At 52.7% G+C, this 20,966-nt stretch carries 19 protein-coding genes and 1 pseudogene; 5 read left to right on the forward strand and 15 right to left on the reverse strand.

What is annotated here, in order from left to right:
• Window positions 1-17 precede the first annotated feature (17 nt).
• The 6 genes and pseudogenes from PXY01_RS08540 to PXY01_RS08560 form a co-directional block, all read right to left on the reverse strand.
• Window positions 18-1,763 (reverse strand): ABC transporter ATP-binding protein, encoded by a 1,746-nt coding sequence (locus tag PXY01_RS08540; RefSeq protein WP_127569288.1) that lies wholly within the window; start codon window positions 1,761-1,763, stop codon window positions 18-20.
• Window positions 1,764-2,172: 409 nt separating this feature from the next.
• Window positions 2,173-2,625 carry a threonine/serine exporter family protein gene (locus PXY01_RS22765; protein WP_174721820.1) on the reverse strand — a complete coding sequence of 151 codons (453 nt, stop codon included), beginning with the start codon at window positions 2,623-2,625 and terminating at the stop codon, window positions 2,173-2,175.
• A 15-nt stretch (window positions 2,626-2,640) separates the two neighbouring features.
• Window positions 2,641-3,390: pseudogene (locus PXY01_RS22770) on the reverse strand (threonine/serine exporter family protein); the annotation flags it as partial.
• 58 nt (window positions 3,391-3,448) lie between these two features.
• Window positions 3,449-4,099, reverse strand: coding sequence for a TVP38/TMEM64 family protein (locus tag PXY01_RS08550; protein ID WP_127569292.1), 651 nt, complete (start codon window positions 4,097-4,099; stop codon window positions 3,449-3,451).
• An 86-nt stretch (window positions 4,100-4,185) separates the two neighbouring features.
• The gene (locus PXY01_RS08555; RefSeq protein WP_164744346.1) at window positions 4,186-5,193 is read right to left on the reverse strand and encodes a phosphotransferase; all 1,008 of its coding nucleotides are present in this window, start codon (window positions 5,191-5,193) and stop codon (window positions 4,186-4,188) included.
• A gap of 156 nt (window positions 5,194-5,349) precedes the next feature.
• A complete protein-coding gene (locus tag PXY01_RS08560) occupies window positions 5,350-6,108 on the reverse strand; it encodes a YheC/YheD family protein (RefSeq protein WP_246027843.1) in 759 nt (252 codons plus the stop codon).
• Window positions 6,109-6,349: 241 nt separating this feature from the next.
• Here PXY01_RS08560 and PXY01_RS08565 point away from each other — a divergent pair, with 241 nt between their 5' ends.
• Entirely contained in the window at window positions 6,350-7,294 is a 945-nt protein-coding gene (locus PXY01_RS08565) for an ABC transporter substrate-binding protein (RefSeq protein WP_246027844.1), read from the forward strand.
• An 80-nt stretch (window positions 7,295-7,374) separates the two neighbouring features.
• On the opposite strand, the gene PXY01_RS08570 is transcribed toward PXY01_RS08565, so the two are convergent.
• The 7 genes from PXY01_RS08570 to PXY01_RS08595 form a co-directional block, all read right to left on the reverse strand.
• Window positions 7,375-7,662 (reverse strand): alpha/beta-type small acid-soluble spore protein, encoded by a 288-nt coding sequence (locus tag PXY01_RS08570; RefSeq protein ID WP_127569298.1) that lies wholly within the window; start codon window positions 7,660-7,662, stop codon window positions 7,375-7,377.
• A 133-nt stretch (window positions 7,663-7,795) separates the two neighbouring features.
• Window positions 7,796-8,512, reverse strand: a complete 717-nt coding sequence (locus PXY01_RS08575) for a DsbA family oxidoreductase (protein WP_127569300.1) — start codon at window positions 8,510-8,512, stop codon at window positions 7,796-7,798.
• Window positions 8,513-8,587: 75 nt separating this feature from the next.
• Window positions 8,588-9,961, reverse strand: a complete 1,374-nt coding sequence (locus PXY01_RS08580; protein WP_127569302.1) for a TolB family protein — start codon at window positions 9,959-9,961, stop codon at window positions 8,588-8,590.
• 174 nt (window positions 9,962-10,135) lie between these two features.
• The gene (locus PXY01_RS08585; RefSeq protein WP_127569304.1) at window positions 10,136-10,849 is read right to left on the reverse strand and encodes an S-layer homology domain-containing protein; all 714 of its coding nucleotides are present in this window, start codon (window positions 10,847-10,849) and stop codon (window positions 10,136-10,138) included.
• Window positions 10,850-11,008: 159 nt separating this feature from the next.
• Complete coding sequence (locus tag PXY01_RS22310) at window positions 11,009-11,158, reverse strand: hypothetical protein (RefSeq protein WP_164744347.1); 150 nt, start codon at window positions 11,156-11,158, stop codon at window positions 11,009-11,011.
• A 513-nt stretch (window positions 11,159-11,671) separates the two neighbouring features.
• Window positions 11,672-13,717 carry a molybdopterin-containing oxidoreductase family protein gene (locus PXY01_RS08590; RefSeq protein ID WP_127569306.1) on the reverse strand — a complete coding sequence of 682 codons (2,046 nt, stop codon included), beginning with the start codon at window positions 13,715-13,717 and terminating at the stop codon, window positions 11,672-11,674.
• 103 nt (window positions 13,718-13,820) lie between these two features.
• Entirely contained in the window at window positions 13,821-14,150 is a 330-nt protein-coding gene (locus PXY01_RS08595; RefSeq protein ID WP_127569308.1) for an MGMT family protein, read from the reverse strand.
• A 497-nt stretch (window positions 14,151-14,647) separates the two neighbouring features.
• On the opposite strand from PXY01_RS08595, the gene PXY01_RS08600 reads away from it, so the two are divergent.
• A complete protein-coding gene (locus tag PXY01_RS08600) occupies window positions 14,648-15,079 on the forward strand; it encodes a helical membrane plugin domain-containing protein (RefSeq protein ID WP_127569310.1) in 432 nt (143 codons plus the stop codon).
• 40 nt (window positions 15,080-15,119) lie between these two features.
• Window positions 15,120-16,304, forward strand: a complete 1,185-nt coding sequence (locus PXY01_RS08605; protein WP_127569312.1) for an NAD(P)/FAD-dependent oxidoreductase — start codon at window positions 15,120-15,122, stop codon at window positions 16,302-16,304.
• A 108-nt stretch (window positions 16,305-16,412) separates the two neighbouring features.
• Here the strand turns inward: PXY01_RS08605 and PXY01_RS08610 are convergent, their stop codons facing one another.
• Together PXY01_RS08610 and PXY01_RS08615 are read right to left on the reverse strand one after the other, a co-directional pair.
• A complete protein-coding gene (locus tag PXY01_RS08610) occupies window positions 16,413-17,816 on the reverse strand; it encodes a polysaccharide deacetylase family protein (RefSeq protein WP_127569314.1) in 1,404 nt (467 codons plus the stop codon).
• A 72-nt stretch (window positions 17,817-17,888) separates the two neighbouring features.
• Window positions 17,889-18,611 (reverse strand): hypothetical protein, encoded by a 723-nt coding sequence (locus PXY01_RS08615; RefSeq protein WP_127569316.1) that lies wholly within the window; start codon window positions 18,609-18,611, stop codon window positions 17,889-17,891.
• A 457-nt stretch (window positions 18,612-19,068) separates the two neighbouring features.
• Between PXY01_RS08615 and PXY01_RS08620 the strand changes: the two genes are divergently transcribed.
• A complete protein-coding gene (locus tag PXY01_RS08620; protein WP_246027845.1) occupies window positions 19,069-19,809 on the forward strand; it encodes an MBL fold metallo-hydrolase in 741 nt (246 codons plus the stop codon).
• A gap of 20 nt (window positions 19,810-19,829) precedes the next feature.
• Window positions 19,830-20,945, forward strand: coding sequence for an AbrB family transcriptional regulator (locus PXY01_RS08625; protein ID WP_127569318.1), 1,116 nt, complete (start codon window positions 19,830-19,832; stop codon window positions 20,943-20,945).
• The last annotated feature ends 21 nt before the right edge of the window (window positions 20,946-20,966 follow it).

Here is a 20,966-nt window from a genome sequence, read left to right on the forward strand (position 1 = left end):
AAGTTCGTGACGCCGCATTATGCTTCCGTCAGCGCCTCCAGCTGCTGCCGTTCGTACTGCTCCTTGTACCAGCCGCCAAGTGCAAGCAGCTGCTCATGCGTGCCTTCCTCCGCTATACGGCCGTCCTCCAGCACGATGATCCAATCCGCATGCTGCACGGCGGACAGCCGATGCGTTGCAATAAGCGTCGTCTTCCCAGCGCGCTCCGTTCGAATGCCCTCTATAATCTCGGCCTCCGTGCGAGCGTCAACCGCAGACAGTGCATCGTCCAGCATCAAAATTTCTGGATTCGCAATAAGCGCCCTTGCAATGCTGACCCTTTGCTTCTGTCCGCCGGACAGCGCCACGCCCTTCTCGCCAACCAGCGTCTCCAGTCCGTCAGGCAGGAACGCAATGTCTTTAGCGAAAGACGCTCTCGCAAGCGCACGCTGCAAATCATCCTCCGTCGCCTGCTCCAGCCCGAACAGAATGTTCTCACGAATCGACCGGGAGAATAGAATGGGCTGCTGCGGCACATAACCGACCCAGCTAAGTACTTCATCGACGGCGATTCTCTCCAGCGGTATATTCGACACCGTAATCGAGCCCTCGCCCAGCGGATACTCACGAAGCAGCTGGCGTAGAAGCGTCGTCTTGCCGCTGCCTGTACGTCCGACGATACCGAGCGTCTCCCCTCGCTTCAGCCTAAGTGAGACGTTAACCAGATTATCAACTGACGACGAAGGGTAGCGGAACGTCACATGACGGAACTCGATTGTGTCCGGCGTGCCAACCTTCACAACCGAATCACTGTCCGACACGTCCGGCTCGTAAGTCAGCGTCTCGGTCACGCGGTCAAGCGATGCATTCCCCCGCTGCATGACGTTAATCAGCTCGCCGATGGCGAACATCGGCCAGATCAGCATTCCGAGAAAGAAGTTGAAGGAAACGAGATCGCCGAGCGTAATCTCGCTGTGGAACACTAAGTACGCACCGTAGCATAGACCAATCAAGTAACTGAGCCCAATCAAAATTTTGTTCGTCGGCTCGAACATCGCATCGACTCGCGCTACCTCAATATTGCGCGCCAGCACCTCTTCCGTCTTCGTCTGAAACCGTCTTTGGTCCGCTTCCTCCTGCACATACGCACGGACGACGCGAATGCCGGCAACCGACTCCAGCACTTGATCGTTCAGCTCCCCGAATGCATCCTGCGCCTTCATGAACCGATTGTGAATCCGGCTTCCGAAATATTTAAGCGCCAGCGCAAGCAGTGGAAGTGGAAGCAGCGCCGCCAGCGTCAGCTTCCAGCTGATCAGCACGGCCATCATGAACAAGAGGGTCAGCATCCACACTGTCGAGTCGACAAGTGTCAATATTCCGAACCCTGCCGTCGTCGAGATCGCTCCGAGATCGTTCGTCGCGCGAGCCATCAGATCGCCCGTCCGATTGCGCTCATAGAATGTCGGCGTCATCCGCAGAAAATGCCGCATGAGCCGAGAACGAAGCAGACGCTCCAGCACAATCGCTCCTCCGAACAGCTTATACATCCACACATAGGTCAACACGTAGCATATAGCCGTTAACCCGAGCCAGGAGCCAATAATGAGATAAAACTGCCCGGCGTCGATTCCTCCCTGCTGGATGACGTCTATCGTATAACCTAGCAGTTTGGGTGGTATGACCTCCAAGAGGCCGACGAATGTAAGCAGAATAATAGCTATGGTGTAACGTTTTCGGTACTGCTTAAAAAACCAACCGAGCTTGCCTAATACTGTAAACATAGAGATAATTCCGTCCTTTCCTAAGCCCTCCAACCGATACCTACAGCACCCGTAAACATGTGAAGGCGCACCTCCCTTATCGGGCCGCACGCCTCGTATTCCACTCACACAGGAACATACGTTCGAGCCTAGCGGTGCAAAAAAGGCGCACGATTACAGATGCGTAACCATGCGCCGTCGTAGCCAGAATGATTCCGGGTTAGCTGCGATCGGATGGATTACGCTGCAATGCTCCGACTGTAATGCCAACGTGAGTAACATGAATGTTCATCATTGCGTAATCCTCCCTTCAAAGAAATAAAATCCTGCTGTCACTTTACCACCGTAAGAAATTGGTGTCAATGGACGAAACTGCGTTTTCTCTGTATTTATTTGATAGCATCGCATGGACCTCGGCAGACACTGCACTCTAACGCCTTGGTTTTGTTAGCAGCGGATGGAGAACCTCCGATAATACGAGCCCGATTGCAATAGCTCCAGACAGCATGAACGCTTTGGCAGCAAGAGGCAGCGATTCGCCGTATCGGTTCTCGACGACGCTGCGCATCGCATCATAGGCGACGCCGCCTGGCACAAGCGGGATAATACCCGCCACGCTGAAGATGATGACGGGCGTCCGATAAAATCTGGCGAACAACTGTGAGACAAAGGCTACAAGCAGCGAAGCGGCAAGCGTCGCCGGAACCGCATCCATCCCCTCCGCCAGCAGCACATATAGGAGCCAGCCGAGCATGCCGGACAGCCCGCACTGGATAAGCGAACGCCTCGGCGCTTGGAACAGAATGCCGAAGCCGGCAGACGCTATAAAGCTCGCCGCAGCTTGTCCCGCCCACGACAGCTCCGGATCGGCGAGCTCTTTCATCGGTACTCCCGCTCCCACCGACAAGACGAACGCCACACCCGTTCCGATGGCGAACGCCGTCAGGAACGCCTCCGCTCCCTTCGATAAGCCGGATACAAGATGGCCGGCGATCAGGTCGCGGACCGCATTCGTCAGCAGCAGCCCTGGAACAAGCGGCATGACCGAGCCGATAATAATTCGGTCCAGCTCTTGACCAAGGCCAGCCTGCACGAGCAGCACCGACAACATGCCGACGACGACAGAAGCGACGAGCTCGGCGAACAGCTTAATCGGGACGAGCCTGTGGAACCAAATAAGTGCGGCGAAGCCGAGTCCCCCAGCCAGCACGGCAGGAATGAAATCAGCCATCCGTCCTTGGAACATCAGCAGAAAACAGCCGCTTGCCAGCGCGGCTAGCACAATTTGCAGCCATGGTGGATAAGCGGCCGGCGCAGCCTCGGCCTGCTTGAGCAGCCGATGCGCCTCATCGGGCGTCAGCTCCCCTCTCGTAATCCGCCGGGATATGTCGTTGACGAGCGTTACCTTATTCAGATCGGTTGACCGCTCAGATATTCGAATGAGGCGTGTCGTTGGTGAACTCCCATCCAAAGCGAATAATATTCCGGTCGGCGTGACGAAGCTTTGCGAATCCTTCATGCCATATGCGGCTGCAATCCGCATCATCGTATCCTCTACGCGGTACGTTTCGCCACCGTTTTGCATCATCATTTTGCCGGCCAGCAAACAGACCTCCGTCACCCGCTCCAGCTTCTTCTCTATGTCCATATGCTTCCCCTCCGCACAGTAAAGCCGCGCCAGCCGCTCTCTACAGCTGAACGCAAGACTATTTCACCTTAGCCTCTGCGGCGGCCTCCATAACGTTGTTCGACTCCGTGTCCTCCACGCGCAAGAAACGCCGTTCAATCCGCTTCATGACTACAAGCGATAGAATGACGAACAGCGCGATATAAAGCAGCAGCGCAGGATTGCGGTAATAACGACTGACATCATGGCCAACGAGTGAGACAGCGAACACCATGATCGCCTTGCCTGCCCCGACAGCGATGAGATACAATCGGAACCGCATCCGCGCGATCGCGGCGGCCACATTCACAGCTACGAAAGGCCCGACCGGAAATATACTAAGCACGAACACGTAGCTGAACGCGTTACGTCTCATCCACTGAAGACCGCGTTGCACCTTGCGGCGCCGGGCATACTTGTCAAGCAGCGGATGCCCTGTAATCCGCCGCATGATCAAGAATGTGACCACGCAGCCCGCAACGAGACCAAGCCAAGAATATAGAAATCCAAGCCATAAACCGTACACAGCCGCGTTCACTCCAACAATAACGAGCGTCGGAAGCGGTGGAACGAACGATTTCATGAACGTTAGCGCTACACCCGGCAGCGGCCCCAGTGAACGATAGCGGTCCAGAAGCTCCAGCAAATGCTGCTCGTTCGACCAATACTGCACCAACTCCGATATGCCCATCCGAGCCTCCTCCTCGCTTCCTGCCGCCAATACGTACGATTATATCGTCCCACAGTAAATTACAATTTATGTAAAATAAAAGAGTGTTACAGCCGCTTCGCACTTCGCAAGAAGGCACATCGCGTCTCTTCCTGCTGGCGCAAAAGCAGCTCCCTTGGCCACGGACCGTCGCTGGCGGCTAGGTCGCTGTCGATTAAACGCAGCATCCACAGCGAGAACACGGCTGAGAACAAGCAATATTCTCGCATGAACGCTTCCCGCTCTGCAGGCACGCTCCCCTTATCGGCCTGTTCCCAATAAGCGGTTAGCAGCCGCTCCCAAGCATCCTCTCCGATGGTCCGGGGAAACATCGGATGCGACATGTCCAGCGCATGGTACAAGTCCCAGTAAGGACTATTCCGGTGCACATGCTCCCAATCCAGCACATAAAGCTTTCCGCCTGACGCCGTTCCGAAATTGCCGGCATGCAGATCGCCGTGACACAGCCGGTAGACGATGACCGGCGGCTGCTGCTTCATCTGTCCATACATTCGAAGGACAAGATGTTCTGGAAGCCCAAATATAAGCGGCTCAGAAGCCTGTGCGCCAGCTTCCGCAGCTGGCGTGCCGCGCCAGCTCCAGCCGAGCTCCATAAGCAGATCAGCCGCCATTTCCTCATAATTCGGCTTATGACCACGTCCAGAGCCGAGCTTCAGTCCTTCTGTCGGCACAGCGTGCCACTTTGCCATACAGCTTATCAGCTTCGCTGTCGCCGCTTCATTGAACGTATGATCAAGCGTCCCGACGTCTTCGTACAGAAGCCATGCCCAGACGCTGCCATCCTCCTTCGTCGTCTCGGTGTAATCCAGCAGCGCTGGATATACATCCGGCAAGAATGGCAGTACGTTCTCGTAGATATGCGCTTCTCTGGCGGCTTGCGCGAGATCAGGCGTTATTTTGCACACAACCATGCTACCCGGATCAATCATTAACCGCTCTACCCGGCTGCCGTTCAATCCGGTGTACAGCAGCTCTCGCTTCTCGACCTCTCCGCCCTGTATAATACTATCCACAAGAATAGACCCTTTCGATTGCTTCCTGCTCATTTCGTTCATTCCCATCCGCACCTATTCCTTATTTCATGACCCTATTGTAGCACAGCCTTTCTCTAATTAGCGTGAACAGGAGGCGATGTAAACCGAAGCCAAATCCCTAGATCCAAGCTGCCCGGCATATCCCCTTGGTTACAGACTTACCGGACAGCTCCGTTATTATTTCGCCGATCTGCGGCCATATGACCGGGCGAATCGCATCATCCACTTATATGCGGACGGATCAATCTTCTTAAGCGGGTGGAATTGGGGGTGATTCGAATTGACCTCAATGACCCACAGCTTTCCTGTTTCGTCGTATGCAAGATCAATCCCCATCTCCCTCATTCCTTTCTTCTCGCTGCTCAGCCTGCGCGCGATGCGAAGCGCTGTCGTCTCCAGCTGCTTGTTCAGCTCCTGCTTCTGCTCCTCCGTATATTCCTTGGCTGCCCATAGCCGTTTCAACGGCCATATTCGTCCGCCTTGATAATAGTTGGTTACAATTTTATTCTTCTTCCCGACCTTGACCATGTGCCCCGTACACGTCCACTTACCTCTTGGTCTTCGCTGAACCATCGCGCGGATGTCGTATGGTCGTCCGCCTACCCGATCCATCACAATCGCCTCTTGAACCAGCATCCGCCTCCGTCCGCTACGCCTTCGCAGCTCCCCATAAGCATCGTCCAACGATGCAAAATTCTTTACCGTCTGGCTTTTATTGTTTAGGGAATATACCTTGTAACCTTCTTCCGTACGCTCCAGCTTCATAATCCCGATCCCATGCGAGCCCGTATCTGGTTTAATATATAGAGCTGGATAACGCTCGCTCATGGTTCGCAGGTGCTCTTCCGTCAGCAGTCTCGTTCGGGGAACGAGTGGTTTCAACTCGTCATCCGCTTTCAAATAACGGCACACTCTGAGCTTTCCCCAGATTGCCACGCTCTTGTATTTTCTCCTGCTCATACAGCTCACCCCGTGCTACCATATGCTTCGTCCACAAGAGCTGCTTGTGCGTCCTCCCGGTTCCGTGCCTATTTACAGGTCAATGAACAGCTCCTAACGTCATCCATTGACTTTGATAACGATTATCATTATTATGAATGACATTAATACATGTCAGCTCTATAGATGATTTACAATTTTTGAATAATAGAGAAGAATCGGGAGGCAAGAATTGGTAGTGAACAATCACAACAAACTCAGCATCGTATTGATGAGCATCCTCATCCTCGCCATGTTCCTGTCCGCATGCGGCAGCAAGGACAGCGAAAACACGGGCAATGCAGAAGAGAAGGTCGTTACCGACAGCATGGGCCATCAAGTGACGATTCCGGCTAACCCGCAGCGCGTTATCGCATCATACTTGGAAGACCACCTTACAGCGCTCGGCGTGAAGCCGGCTGCGCAGTGGTCGGTCGCGAACGGCATTCAGGATTACTTGCAGTCAAGCGGTCTCGAAGGCATACCCAAGATCGGCTACGATCTGCCGGTCGAGCAGGTGATGAGCTTCAGCCCAGATCTGATTATCGTATCGTCCGAGTCTTCAGTCGCCAAAGATAAATACGATCAACTATCCAAAATAGCGCCCACTTACGTACTCGGCGATGCGGTAGCTAAAGATTGGCGCGCAGCGTTGAAGCAAATCGGTGAGCTCCTGAACAAGTCAGATGAAGCGGCGAAAGCCGTGGAGGCTTATGAAGCGAAGGCTGCAGAGGCGAAAGCAAAGCTGGAGCAAGCGGCAGGCGGCCAATCGGCTGCAGCGCTGTGGCTCGTAGCTAATACGTTCTACATCGTGGATGCAGAGAGCGCAAGCGGTAAAGTTCTGTACGAGGACCTCGGCCTGAAGCAGCCAAATGTTGTTGCCGAAATGCCGGACAACCAGACGGCGGACTGGAACAAAATTTCACTTGAGAAGCTTGCCGAGCTTGATGCCGATCACATTTTCCTCGTAAACAGCGACCAGGCTGCGGCGGACAGCGTGTTGAATGACAGCACGTGGAAGAACCTCCCTGCCGTGAAGGCAGGCCACCTCTATGAGCTGCCGGCAACGAGCAGCTGGCTGTACAGCGGCTCTATTGCGAACGCACAAACGATCGACGACGTTCTGGCGCACCTCGTGAAATAAGACCAATAAAGGGTCTGTTCCTTGCCTCCAGGCTTGGAGCAGACCCTTTACTATTGTGCTAAATACCGCGTAATCCGATCTCACTCTCCGTCCTGCTGCGCCAGCTTCTGCTGGGCTAGACGAATCATCTCACGCACCATTGAACCTCCGATTGCACCGCCTACACGACCCGCATCCTCGGTCTTAAGGCTCCCATTATGGCCCTCCTGAAGCGGTACGCCGAGTGATTGGGCCACCTCGTACTTCACATCATCTGGACGGCTCGGATCGACCGTATAGCCCTGCTGCCGCATTACACTAGCCTTGAATGAATTCATGCTCTGCCTTGCCTCGGGCACTAACAGCCGGTTCCGACTCCTTCTGCTCATCTGTGCTGTGCCACCTCCTCCTGCTTTCGTTAGAAGTACGTTGTCCAGTAATGAAAGAAATATGAGCCACCAGATTCAAAGGGACAAAAAAAAAGACAAGCCGCGCATAAAGCGCCTTGTCTTCTCCTTATTATTACTTATCAGATGGAATATCGCAGGCCTCGTCCGTGCATACGCCGGCCGCTTCACTGCCGACGTCTACGAGCTTCGCCGGGTTCTCGTCTTGCCACGCCTGCTCCAGCGCGCGTAGGAACACCTCGGTCGGCTGTGCGCCAGATACCGCGTATTTGCGGTTAATGACATAGAATGGTACGCCGCGTACGCCCAGCTTGGCCGCTTCCTGCTCTTCGCTGCGCACGCTATCCGTGAATCGTCCGCTCGCCAGCGCTTCCGCTGCTTCGGCCCGGTCGAGTCCTGCTTCCTCTGCGATGCTAAGCAGCGTCTCCCGATCCCCTAAGTGCTTTCCGTCCGTAAAATAACCCTTCAGCAGCAGCTCCGTCAGCTCCGTCCGTTTGCCATAGTGTGCACCAAAGTGCGACAGCCGATGGGCATCGAACGTATTCGTCAGCACGATAGAATCGAACTGAAAATCAAGCCCGGCCTCAGCGGCAGAACGTCCGACGTTCTGATTCATCTCGATCGCTTGGTCTCGCGTCATGCCGTACTTCGATGACAGCATATCATGAACATCATGCGGAACATCCTTCTCTGCATTCGGGTCCAGCTCGAAGCTCCGGTATTGGATGTCGATATGATCCCGATGCTCGAACCACGAGACCGCCTCCTCCAGGCGGCGTTTGCCGATATAGCAGAACGGGCAGGCGAAATCGGACCAAATTTCAATTTGCATAAGCTATTGCCACTCCCTCTTATCCGCTGTCGATCGTACCATTGGCTTCATTATAACGTCTTCAGCGGTGGAAGGCTACTTCTTCGAGCTGGTTAACGATTGTGGATGATAGGCAAGTACCGCATCCCAGCGCCATTGCTCATAGAAGTTATCGCCGAGATCGAGCTCACGAATCCATACGCTGGCGTTATCTCCGCTCCGACTGCCCAGCATTACATCGGCCGAAGCACGATTCGAACGAACCCATGCGAGTCGTCCCTTCGACAAGATCGTTGGATCATATTCGCCATATGCTGCGCTAGCATTGGAAGCCTTGGCCGCCTCCGTCAACGGCTGCTGCCCGCCTGTCGTCAAATCAATGGCGAACAAAGTCGGATACGGCCGTTTGGTCGAATCATTGTCCCACTCGCTTTCTGCTGCGCGGGAGACAATAATCCGCGTCGGTCCATCCCATACGAAGCCTTGATCCACTTTCCCCTGCGGCGTATGGCTCTGTGGCTGAGCAGAGGGGTCCGCGATCGTCCGAAGCTGCTTATTAGCTGTCGCCATACGACCTGCGCCGCCAATATATGCGAGAGCGGCTCCCTCTGGGGACCATTCGAACCATTCGGAATTGTTGACCATCTCATCAACCTGCCGGAATATACGGCCGTCTGATGAGATGATGCATAGGGCATTGCCATCGGCCGATAACGAGGCGGTCGGGATAGCGAGGAAGGCGATCCACTTCCCGTCCGCAGACCATCGGAATGGGCTCGTGCCAATTGCCAGCAGCTGCTCTGAAGGCTTCGGTAGCGTATAGACCGTCTCGAATCGGCTCGGGTCGTCTGCTGCCGTCAGCGGAATACGAAGCAGCTTAACCTGCGTCCAATCCATCATGTCACCGTCTCCATCGCCGCTTGGCTTCGCCTGTGTCGAAGCGAAGAAGCCGCTGCCATCCGGCAGCCACGAGAAGTTGCTAATTTCCTTCACTGCTGTTGTAACAGGCTTATGCAGTTCTTGTGCCTCGACCCAGCTTAACTCCCCTTGCTGAACATATGCGAGTCTACTTTCAGTCGGCGACCATTCATAATAACCGTCTGCCAGGCCAACTGCTTGATCGCGTCCGCTCTCCACCTCGATAATATGCAGCTCACGAGCACCGCTTCGCTCCTCCCTCGTATATGCAATCCATCGACCGTCTTGCGACCACTTCGGATACCGGAGCAGCGCTCCATTCGCTGGTGCTTCCGCCAACTGACGCTCCGCTGAGCCGCTTTGAATCCAAAGCTTGCTGCTGCGGATAAAAGCCGCCTGCAAGCCATCCGTTGCTGCCACTTTGCTTTGGCCGGAAGCTTGGACACTTCCAAGCGAATCACGAGCCTTAGAGCTAAGCGAGCTATTCACCGTAAACCCGATCATTACCGCCAATACTAGCAGCAGAGCCGCTGCCCCTGTACGAACCTTCACCTTGTACTTCTCTCCTTCTCGCTATTCTCTATTTTTGCTCGCTTCATCTCTACAGTGTCCACGTTTTGTTCTGGAAGTATGAACATGGTGCACGAAAAACCAAAGACCTCTATTAGAGAGACTTGTCAATCGTACGTGTCCTCTACTGGTCTTTGGTTTGTCTTATTCTACTCCTTACTCCACCGCTGGCTGCTCTGCGTCCGTCACTGGCTCACTGCCACCAGCCGCCGACTCTTGCTCTTGTTCCTGATGCGCCCTTACAAATTCGACCGCATTGTATACCATTACGGCCGCCTCCTCGCGATTGACAACAGCCTGCGGGTTGAAGCGCCCTTCTGCATCCAATGCCGTCAGCTTATACAGCAATGCGCGTTGAACCGTGCCTTGATACTCTGCTGTCAAATCTGTTTCGTCAGCGATGTTAATGTACATTTTGATCAGCGGATATTGTCCGGTTTTCTCTAGGCCCTGCACGAGCCAATGAACGAATTGCTCTCGCTTCAGCGGCTGCTTCGGATCAATATCCTCCGGGATGTCGAGGCCGTTCACCTTCGCAATGACCAAATCATCCGCATACCACGCAGAGCTGCTCACGTTCTTATAATAGTCTTCCGCCGTCGGAGCCTCCATGAAATCAATTGCCGCCAAGCTAAGCTGCATACTCCGTACAATTAAGGTGATGCCCTGCGCAGCGGTCAGCGAATCGGACGGACGGAACTGCTCGTTCGTGACGCCTTGTACAATGCCGCGCGACTGCAGCGTCTCGATCTGTATTTGCGCCGAGCTTGTACCAATATCGTTGAAAGAGCCTGCCGCAAGCGCATTGCTCGCCATCGGAATGGTAATCACCATAGCCAGAACGGTTGATAACAGCTTCTTCTTCATCATGCATTCTCCTTGTCGTTATAACAGTAGTTGTGTTGCTAACTACCAAACGTAAGGAATACGTGGAATGTTTCACCCTTCTGCTCCTGCCCGATTTTTTTGAAAAAAAAAGCTGATCACCCCTATCACGAGCACAACGGACAGAAGCGGTTTCGCGAACGTTCACCAGCTGGGCGATTCCGGTGAATCGTTCCATACAGCACGGAACGGACTGGACGGTATCAGAACTCCGCCAATCAAGAGCGTCAAATGCGGCGGACTTAGGAGCGCTGCCGTATCGGTCTCAATCCCGAAGGCTGTATGCCAAGACAAATCCCCTATCCCGCCAGCTAGAAAGTCGCCTACGCCAATCAGCCCCAGCCCATACCCTAGCTGCCATTGGAATGCTTCACTGCTTTGACGCTCTAATTATTTCCTGCGCAATATGTGCAAGCTCTTCCTTCGTTATATTAAGAGCTTCGCTTCCAACACTACACACGATGGTGCTGTCCGGCTTCGTTGCCAGGTTCGATCATTTATCGAAGCAAGCTTCTTTCTCGACATCTCTGCATTTTGTGCAGCATTTCTTGATTCATCTTCCGCATGTGCCTAAGTTACTGCATCGAGTGCAACATTTTATCCTCGTTACAGCCCGAAACGAGCTTCTTACCCAATTTTTCTGCATTACGCGCAAAAATTATCGTTTCATCCTCCGCATTTGGCTCAATTACTGCATTGCGTGCAGCAATTTCCTTCCCCTCATTACGGCTCGAAAAAGGCTCAACGGAAACAAAAAAAGATTAGGCAGAAAACAAGCTTGTTGTTTTCCACCCAATCTTTAGTGCCCTACTTCACAGGCGCCATATTAACTTTGCCGGAGAAAAAGACAGCGCCGCCGCCCATATCAGCCAATCGGTCCGGCGTCAGCGAATTGACATGCTGCTTCGAGCCTGGCATGTCTGCCCACAGCCCTTGGCTTACGAGCACGCCGCGCAGCACAGTCTGACCAACTGCTGCAGTCAGCACGCATTCGCCGCGCTCGTTCCAAATGCGTACAGGGGCGCCATTCTCAATGCCTGCCGCTTCCGCATCCTCCGCATTGATATGCAGCCGCGGGACTTTCTCCATCCGAACATGCTTCTCATTGTTAGAGAACGTTGTGTTCAGGAAATTATGGTTCGGCGCCGGGACGAACAGATAAGGATACTCCTCGCCCTCGTCGACGAGCGGCGTATAGGTCGGCAGCGGCGGATATCCGTCCTCCTCCATCCTTGCGGAATAGAGCTCAATCTTGCCGCTAGGCGTCGGCAAATTCTCGATGAATGAAGATGCGACGTCAGCCTTGATATACAGCTCGCGTTCCAAGCTTTCGTAATCGATGTTCGCAATATACGAATTATCCGGATTGTTCAGCGCCTGACGAATCATATCCGCCTCCGAATCGCGGAACATCTCGTCCTCGAATCCCATGCCGCGCGCGAGAAGGCGGAAGACGTCAACGTTCGACTTACTCTCTCCATACGGTTCAATGACCGGCTGGTGCAGCTGAATATAATGATGCCAGTATGAGGCGAAAAAGTCCGTGTTCTCATAAGACGAAGTAGCCGGCAGCACGATATCGGCGTACATAGCCGTCTCCGTCAGGAACAAATCGTGCACAACCAAGAATAGGTCGTCTCGCGCCAGTCCCCTTCTCACCTTGTTACCCTCTGGCGCGACAAGCGCCGGGTTGCAGCTGTAGACGTGCATTGAACGGATCGGCGGATCGAGCTCCAGCAGCGCAGCTCCGATCTGATTCATGTTGATAATGCGGGCGTCTGGATTCGGACGAGCATCCGGCCGCTGCAGCGCGCTGAAATTATGCTCCAAGAAGCCGCCGTTGCCTTTAATCGCTCCGCCGCCTCGCACAAGCCATTGACCCGTCAGCGCTGGCAGGCACACGATCGTCCGAACGTTCATTCCGCCATTATCATGATGCTGCAGCCCGTTGCCGATGCGGATGAAGGCCGGCGTAATGTCTGCATACATTCTCGCCAGCTTAATAATATCTTCTGCTGGCACGCCTGTAATAGCTGATACGGTATCCGGATCATAAGAGCGGACATGCTCCCGCAGCTGCTCGTGACCGACCGTATACTGCTGCAGGAACGCTTCATCCGTCCGGCCTTCAGCGAATAAAACATGCATCAGCCCGAGCGCCAGCGCGCTGTCCGTGCCTGGCTTGATCGGGATAAACCAGTCCGCCCAACGACCAGTCTGGTTCTGATGAACATCAATAACGACGATCTTTGCCCCATTCTTACGCGCTTTCTCTGCAAACACAACTTGATGCATGTTCGTGCTGACCGCATTAATGCCCCACATGATGAACAGCTTCGTATGTACCGTGTCCTCTGGGTCCGTGCCGTAGCCTCCGCCCATCGTATAGGAGTATCCGGCGCTGCCAGCAGCCGAGCAAATCGTTTGATCCAGTATGCTCGCACCGAGACGGTTAAAGAACCGCCGGTCCATCCCTTCCGCGTTCAATAGACCCATATTTCCATAGAAGCTGTAAGGCAGTATACTCTCTGGGCCATATTCAGCGATTAGCGACTTCCATTTCCCCGTAATCGTATCGATCGCTTCCTCCCAGCTGATAGGCTCGAACTTCCCTTCACCCTTGACGCCAATTCGCTTCAGCGGCTGCTTCAGCCGCTTCGGATCATACAGCCGTTCAGCCATATGACGCACCTTATTGCAGATGTTGCCTTGCGTAACCGGGTGATTCGGATCGCCTTCTATTTTAACGATTTTGCCGTCCTTCTTATGGATCAACAGCCCGCATTGATCGGGACAGTCGAGGGAACATACGGATGGCACGACCCCGTCCCTCTGCTCAATGAATTGGTGCATTGTGCTAACCTCCCCCTATAATTCGCTAAACATAGCATAGCGGCGCAGATCGCGCAATACGCCTTATTTTTATGGTTATGGATAAAACCCCTTGTGCACCCGGTTAATAGGTATCCGCTTCCCGTCCATCCGGACAGAATCGATACTTATTCAGATCAATGCGCCCATGTAAGCTAACCTCTACGCCTTCCTGCTGCAGCAGGTACAACTGCGTGCTGCGCCCTTCCTCATCGGGAATCCCGATCTCTCCCTTCGCATTAATGATCCGATGCCACGGCAGCTGATAATTCTTACTCAGCGAGTGAAGCAGCCGAACAACTTGGCGCGCTCCTCTTGGATTTCCGGCCAAAGCTGCAATTTGCCCGTATGTCATAACGGAGCCTGCTGGTATTCCTTGTATAATCTCAATAGCTTTTCGAGTGAACGGCTGCATTCCCTTTCCCCCTGCACCGTATTAGCTACTTCCATCATATCCGATGCTGTCAACGTTTCAAGGCCAGGCAGCACCCACACTAACGGAAAAATGAATGCACTAGCTGCGGTCTAGCTTTCTCTTAGCTATTACGGATTCAAAACTCCTTGCCATTTAAATTGGTTGTGCATACGGAAACACCCGTTATATTGTGAGCGTTTCCAACAATTTCATGCCCGAAAATTAAAGAAATTGCTTTTTATAAGCGAAAAAAGTTAAAAACTTTTTTTATTTCAGCCCAAAAAGGTGTAAAATAGAATCAATAGGTCCAGACAGGTCCGAACCCGATTCGCTCTGTGTCACTAAAGCTTCTACCGTGTCACCTGAGAATAACGTCGTTGTCGTGATTTCTTTTGTGAAAAATGTTACAATCTTGTGTAGCGTAAGTTTTGCATTAGTGATGGGCACAATCGAGACCACAAACCTAGGTTACTTCAACGAAAAGGAGGACGTTCTTAATGTCACAAAACGTGCAACAAGAAGTGGCAGCTGGCCTCGCTCAAGAAGCCACATCGTTAGACGTGCTTGATCAATTGACGAAGCCGGAAATTCAGCAATCCCTGACTGTATTGGTGGATAATCTGCCCAAACTGGCCGAAATGGTGACGACGCTGACCAAAGCGTACGACTTCGCTTACGGCCTTGCTACCGATAAGGTGCTGATCAACGACTTCGCAGCAGGTATCGGTGAATTCGTTAAGCCGGTTGCGGATACGGCGAAAGGCATCGCTTCGGCTGCGATGGAGGCAAGCGAACGCGCTCAAGCGGAAGCTTCGACGACGATCGGTCTGTTCGGCATTCTCAAGATGCTGAAAGATCCAGAAGTGCAAAGAACGCTTCGTTTCGCGCAAGCGTTTCTGAACGTACTGGCTGAACGGAAGCAACAATAACAGGGCATATATGCACCGTGAATAAGAATGGAGGATGGACATGCCGAAACAAATTTTGATTCTTGGCGCCGGTTACGGCGGCGTTCTCGCAGCTATTACGGCACGCAAGCATCTGACGCCTGCGGAAGCCAGCATTACGGTTGTGAACCGCTATCCGACGCACCAAATCATTACCGAGCTGCACCGTCTGGCCGGCGGCACGATTGGTGAAGGAGCCGTAGCGCTTCCACTGAATAAGCTGCTGGGCGGCAAAGACATTGATCTTGTAGTTGGCGGGGTCAAAGACATTAAGCCTAACGAGAAGCAAGTTGTACTGGAGAACGGTGCCGTTCACAAATACGATTTGCTGGTTGTTGCCCTCGGCAGCGAAACGAACTACTTCGGCATCCCTGGACTCGAAGAAAACAGCCTCGTGCTGAAATCGGTCGATGATGCGAACAAAATTCGCAAGCACGTTGAGGATCGCCTCAATGCGTACAAAAAATCCGGCAACAAAGCGGACGCAACAATCGTTGTGGGCGGCGGCGGTCTGACCGGCGTCGAGCTTGTAGGTGAATTCGCCGACAAGCTGCCAGAAATTTGCCGTGCCAAAGGCATTGATTATAACGATCTTAACATCTACTGCGTAGAAGCAGGTCCGAACATTCTGCCAATGCTGCCGAAGCCGCTTATCGAGCGTTCGGTTGAAAGCTTGACGAAGCGCGGCATCCAATTCGTAACAGGCGTTGCCATTACGGAAGCAACGGCTAACACCGTATCGCTCAAAGACGGCCGTAAGATCGAAGCGAACACGATCATCTGGACGGGCGGCGTTAAAGGCAATCCGATCGTAGGCAGCTGCGGCTTAGCAGAAGATCGCGGCCGGTCGACGGTTACGCCAACCCTGCAATCGACTTCGCACCCTGACGTATTCCTCGCAGGCGACTGCGCAGTCGTATTCCCAGAAGGCGGCGACCGTCCTTACCCGCCAACAGCACAGCTCGCTTGGCAAATGGGCGAACTGGTTGGTTACAACCTGTCTGCCTATATCAAAGGCGGCGCGATGGACAAGTTCAATCCGGTATTCTCCGGTACGCTTGCAAGCCTCGGACGCAAAGACGGCGTAGGCCAAATCGGCGGCAACGGTACACAGCTGAAAGGCTTCCCGGCGTCGATGATGAAAGAAGCCAGCAACATTCGTTATCTGTCGCACATTCACGGATTGTTCTCTCTCGTTAATCATTAATACATGCATGAATCGAACAACACCGCCAGTGACGCTGTCACTGGCGGTGTTTTATCGTATGCCAAATACGACAAAACCGTCGCACGAATGCGACGGTTAACATTAGCTTTATTGGAAGATAACGAACTTCAAATCTTGCTCTTGTAAGTATTGAATAATTGCAGGAAGCGCCTCTACCGTATGCTTCTTCTCATGCAGAACGAAAATCCCGCCGGATGGCTCGATTTGCTTGAAGTAGTCAATCACTTCATCTCTCGTGTCCGCATCCCAATCCTCTGGGTCCCGATTCCACATAATGACCTTCATATTCTGTTTCCCTACCTGCTCCTCCAGTTCATCGTTAAGCGAACCGTAAGGCGGACGGAACAGCGTTACTTGCTTCGCGCCGTCGCGGAGCAACTCTTGATTCGTCTTCAAAATATTGTCGATCCCCGCATCGCCACTCAACTCCGTCAATTGGCTGTGATCCCAGGAATGATTGCCAACTGACATACCATGATCAGCAGCATATTTGACCTCTTCTTCGAATTTGGCGGCATTCTTGCCAACGAAGAAGAACGTTCCCGCTAATCCATGTTCATCCAAAGCATCAACAATTTGCTTCGTATAAACGGAAGGACCATCATCAAACGTCAGTGCAACATAGCCTTTAGGCAGCTTGTACGTATACTTGTCCGAAGAGGCGTTGAACAGTTCAAAGCCTCCTTCTGTATCATCCTTGACCGGTGGCTCGACCGTGACCGTCACGGCATTCGTGTGAGGCCGCTCCTGCGTCTTCACAGGCTCTTCTTGCCTGCTAGTCACATCTTGCTTATCCGGCCGCGGATTCGACGGCAACAGCTGCTTCTCTTCAGCTGACCGCGACTGATTGCCCATAGCTACGGCGATACTCATCGATTCGATTGACGCCTGATCGAAGTCGGCCGCTCGTTGTCCGACAGCATCGGCCCTATCAATAAACAGCAGTACATCAACCCGGCACAGCATGAGCAGAATCAATACCGCACTGAGCGTCGCAACCTTTCTCAATGGTATGTGCTGCTTCCAACGCGATGCGAAATAGATGGCGCGTGCCGGCTTACGTTCAAGCGCCGGCTTCTTCGCAGCAGAGGCTGTCTTGGCCGCCTCTTCTGTATCAATATGCGCTGGCTGTACATTCTCCTCAACGACCGCCGGCGCATCCTGTGGCCGCTGCTTCAGCTGCTTAAGCTGTTGAACAAAAGCTTCTGTACAACCGTAGTACAACTTCTCGCTGAACGTGCCCGTTGTTCGGATAATCGTGCTGTAGTATCCCTTCTGATAAGGGTCCCATTTCGGATACAGTGACAATCGAATTCGAGATTGTGGTCCAATTAATAATGTAGACAATTGGTTATACGTGTAGTGGTCGATATCGATTGCATCATAGTTTACAGTTCCATCAGTATAAGTAATGGCGATTTCCATCTGACAACGGGCAGACAGCTGCTTGAGCGATAACAGCTCTATTATCTGAATGGCTTCAGTTTTCATATCGTCCTCGTCTTTCCCCGTCTGTTCATGTGCGGTCGTCGATTGTATTCAAGGATGCAATGATGTCTATTCCTAGCTGTTGTTCTTGTTCTGTCCGAGCGGCGCCGACATCCGGTTCGTAAAGTCGCTGATCATGTTGGCAAGATACGTCTTCTCTTGTCTCATCGCCTCATACTTCTGCTTCAGATGGGAATTCTCCACCTCAAGCCGTCCAATCCGATCCTCAAAGTCATTGATCAGTTTCACTTTCTCTGCTAATGCCTCGTTATGCTTCTGCAGCAGGCTTGCATACTTCTGCTGCTCCAGATCAATCGTGCTCTTCAATTCTTCGATCTCGGACGTCATTGCACTTTGCAGCTCACGGTAATCTTCCATCGCTTGATCGACTTTAAGATTTTTATCGGTTAGTTTGTGCTCTAATTCGAGTATATTTTTTTCTCTATCACTAATTACTTTGTTAAGCGTCTTCACTTCTTTGTTCAGTCGTTCCACATGGCCATTCGAATGTGTCAACCGATCCTGCAGCTCATGAATGCTGCGCTCGGCATGCTGTCTAGCTTGAATGATCTGCTCAACTGCAAAGATAAGATCAAGCGAACGCTTATCCAAATGTGATTTGTTGACCGACGCCAGAATCGACTGCTGCTGCGCTTCCTCTTCTTGCAATTCAGCGACTGCATCGCGTAAATTCTCAGCTTGATCAGCTGGAGGCTCCTGTTGGACAACTGCATTATTCACATTAGCTTCCGACTGCTTGTCGGGCGAATCTTTCTTTCGGAAGAAAGGAGGAATCACGGCCTGCTCATCACCTTTTCAGTTTGATATGTCAAATTTATGCATTATTTGTCGAAATCATTTAATTTCTATTATAGAGCAATTAATTATGTGCAAGACGAGACTTTGTGCCTAAATTTAATTGGGACTTTTGACCTAAAGATATATATAAATAGAGTACATGTCTGCTCTCTCAAGCGCTGCTCCTTCACTCTATTTTCTGCGATAACAAACGTTCATATCCTTCATCCTAACGGCGCCTAACAGGTTGTATGCCCATCACCAAAATTCCTCTGCTCAGCATAATCAGCTTTTGGAATTTTTACCAGCTCCTTAATAGGCTCACCGCACGATTTGGTTGTTCCTCGGCTTCTCTCTCAATTGACTTTGACCACCTACAAGCATATAGTAAGCTCATAGGATTACAATACATTTCCTGGGAGGTGGGCTGAAGCTTCTGCGCAAGCTTTGGCGCTTAATGATGAGAGTAGCAACAGGCGTTGAAATGCTCGAATTGACCGTGCCTGACAGCGGCATGCTCATTCATCCAACCGTTGTCTATGACGAAGAGGGCTATGTGCTGATCGACACCGGATTGCCAGGCTGCCGTGACAGCGCGCTCAACCTTATTTCACATGCAGGGCTTAATCCGGATAAGCTGCGGGCCATTATTTTAACCCATCAGGATATCGATCATATCGGCAGCCTGCCTCAATGGTTGTCGCAAGCGAAACCCGCTCGGCTTGACGTATACGCACATGAAGGTGACCGAAATGCTATCGACGGCAAGGAGCCGCTGCTTAAAGTGACTCCGGAGCGCATGAAAGGTATACTGCAGGCGATGACCGAATCAGAACGTCAGACGTTCCAGGACATTTTCTCCGGTAATAGGGCCAACGTTACCAATATAGTTGAAGATGGCCAGATACTACCGTTCGGCGGCGGCTTGAAGGTGATTCATACTCCGGGCCATACGCCAGGCCATATTAGCCTATACCACGAGGCTAGCCAGACGCTAATTGCCGGTGATGCCATGATCGTGAAGGACGGTGAGCTAAGCGGACCGAACCCGCCATTCACACCGAATATGTCGCAGGCGCTTCAATCGCTGCGCAAGCTTGCAGAGTACCCGATTCAAACCGTCATCTGTTATCACGGCGGTCAATACAGCCACGAGGATGTGAACGAGCGGATTGCTGAGCTTGCCGGACAAGCCTAGCTTATGAACGCCTTGCCATCATGAACTTACCCAGCATATATTCGCATCCGGTCGTACGCATCCTGTTCACTTCTCTTCTTTCTTTGCTTGGAGGAATCATCTTCGAGCTGCTGCATATCCCGCTCCCTTGGCTGCTCGGTCCGATGACTCTCGTCTTGATTGGTCCCCGTCTAGTGAGGACGATTCAGCCCTCCTGGCCGAAACAGCTGCGGGATGCGGCGCTTATCGTACTCGGCTATTCGGTAGGCCTCTCCTTTACGACTGAGACGCTGTACCAAATGGGTCATCAGCTGCCGACCATGGTGATGGCGACGCTCCTGTTACTGCTGCTGTGCGTTCTCATCGCCAGTATAATTGCCAAGCTATCCGGTCTCTCGTTTCCTACCGTACTCATGGGCAGCATCCCCGGTGGTCTCACCCAGATGGTCGTGCTGGCCGAGGAAACCAAAGGGATCGATCTGACCATCGTCACGTTCCTACAGGTATCGCGGCTCTTAATGATTATTTTCTGCGTGCCCGCTATTGTGTTCAGCCCATTGCTTGGTGCTGATCGTCCAGCCTCTGCCGCGTCGGATGCCGTTAGCGGAATCTCGGCCGGATGGAGCGAGCTCGATGGGAGCATCCTGCTGTTCGCAATCATCTGCACAGCCGCCGCTTTGCTGGCCGATAAGATTCGGTTCCCGTCTGCTTTCCTGCTCGGACCTATGACTTCGACTGCAATCCTCCATTTGTCCGGTGTAAACAGCCCTGCGCTGCCGATGGAAGTACTGGACGCGGCGCAGTATTTGATCGGCACCTACGTCGGCCTACTGCTGAAGCCAGAACAGATACAGAATAAAAGGCGCGTCATGACGCTTGCACTGCTCAGCGGCATGACGCTCATTGCCGGCGCCTTCGGTTTGAGCATGTTATTAACGAAGCTGCACGACATGTCATCCGCTACTTCCTTCCTTAGCTTGGCGCCGGGGGGAATGGATCAGATGGGCCTTATCGCCAACGAGATTAACGCCGATATTTCGATCGTGACGGTGTATCAGATTTTCCGTACGTGGTTCATATATTTCGCCGTTCCGCCGCTGCTTCGAATTACCTTCCAGGCACTGGAGAAGAGGCAGCAGAAGGGAAAGAACGTGTGATGAAGGCGTGACTAACGACTA

This window comes from Paenibacillus xylaniclasticus (assembly GCF_004001065.1).
Classification (GTDB): Bacteria; Bacillota; Bacilli; order Paenibacillales; family Paenibacillaceae; genus Paenibacillus_T; species Paenibacillus_T xylaniclasticus.

Excerpts from the sequence above, each read along its gene's own strand:
- PXY01_RS08610 (WP_127569314.1), bottom strand. The coding sequence starts at position 17,816 with ATGAAAACTGAAGCCATTCAGATAATAGAGCTGTTATCGCTCAAGCAG.
- PXY01_RS08570 (WP_127569298.1), bottom strand. The coding sequence starts at position 7,662 with ATGAGCAGAAGGAGTCGGAACCGGCTGTTAGTGCCCGAGGCAAGGCAG.
- PXY01_RS08625 (WP_127569318.1), top strand. The coding sequence starts at position 19,830 with ATGAACTTACCCAGCATATATTCGCATCCGGTCGTACGCATCCTGTTC.
- PXY01_RS08605 (WP_127569312.1), top strand. The coding sequence starts at position 15,120 with ATGCCGAAACAAATTTTGATTCTTGGCGCCGGTTACGGCGGCGTTCTC.
- PXY01_RS08590 (WP_127569306.1), bottom strand. The coding sequence starts at position 13,717 with ATGCACCAATTCATTGAGCAGAGGGACGGGGTCGTGCCATCCGTATGT.
- PXY01_RS08600 (WP_127569310.1), top strand. The coding sequence starts at position 14,648 with ATGTCACAAAACGTGCAACAAGAAGTGGCAGCTGGCCTCGCTCAAGAA.
- PXY01_RS08550 (WP_127569292.1), bottom strand. The coding sequence starts at position 4,099 with ATGGGCATATCGGAGTTGGTGCAGTATTGGTCGAACGAGCAGCATTTG.
- PXY01_RS08555 (WP_164744346.1), bottom strand. The coding sequence starts at position 5,193 with ATGAACGAAATGAGCAGGAAGCAATCGAAAGGGTCTATTCTTGTGGAT.
- PXY01_RS22765 (WP_174721820.1), bottom strand. The coding sequence starts at position 2,625 with ATGAAAGAGCTCGCCGATCCGGAGCTGTCGTGGGCGGGACAAGCTGCG.
- PXY01_RS08595 (WP_127569308.1), bottom strand. The coding sequence starts at position 14,150 with ATGCAGCCGTTCACTCGAAAAGCTATTGAGATTATACAAGGAATACCA.
- PXY01_RS08620 (WP_246027845.1), top strand. The coding sequence starts at position 19,069 with ATGATGAGAGTAGCAACAGGCGTTGAAATGCTCGAATTGACCGTGCCT.
- PXY01_RS08540 (WP_127569288.1), bottom strand. The coding sequence starts at position 1,763 with ATGTTTACAGTATTAGGCAAGCTCGGTTGGTTTTTTAAGCAGTACCGA.
- PXY01_RS08575 (WP_127569300.1), bottom strand. The coding sequence starts at position 8,512 with ATGCAAATTGAAATTTGGTCCGATTTCGCCTGCCCGTTCTGCTATATC.
- PXY01_RS08585 (WP_127569304.1), bottom strand. The coding sequence starts at position 10,849 with ATGATGAAGAAGAAGCTGTTATCAACCGTTCTGGCTATGGTGATTACC.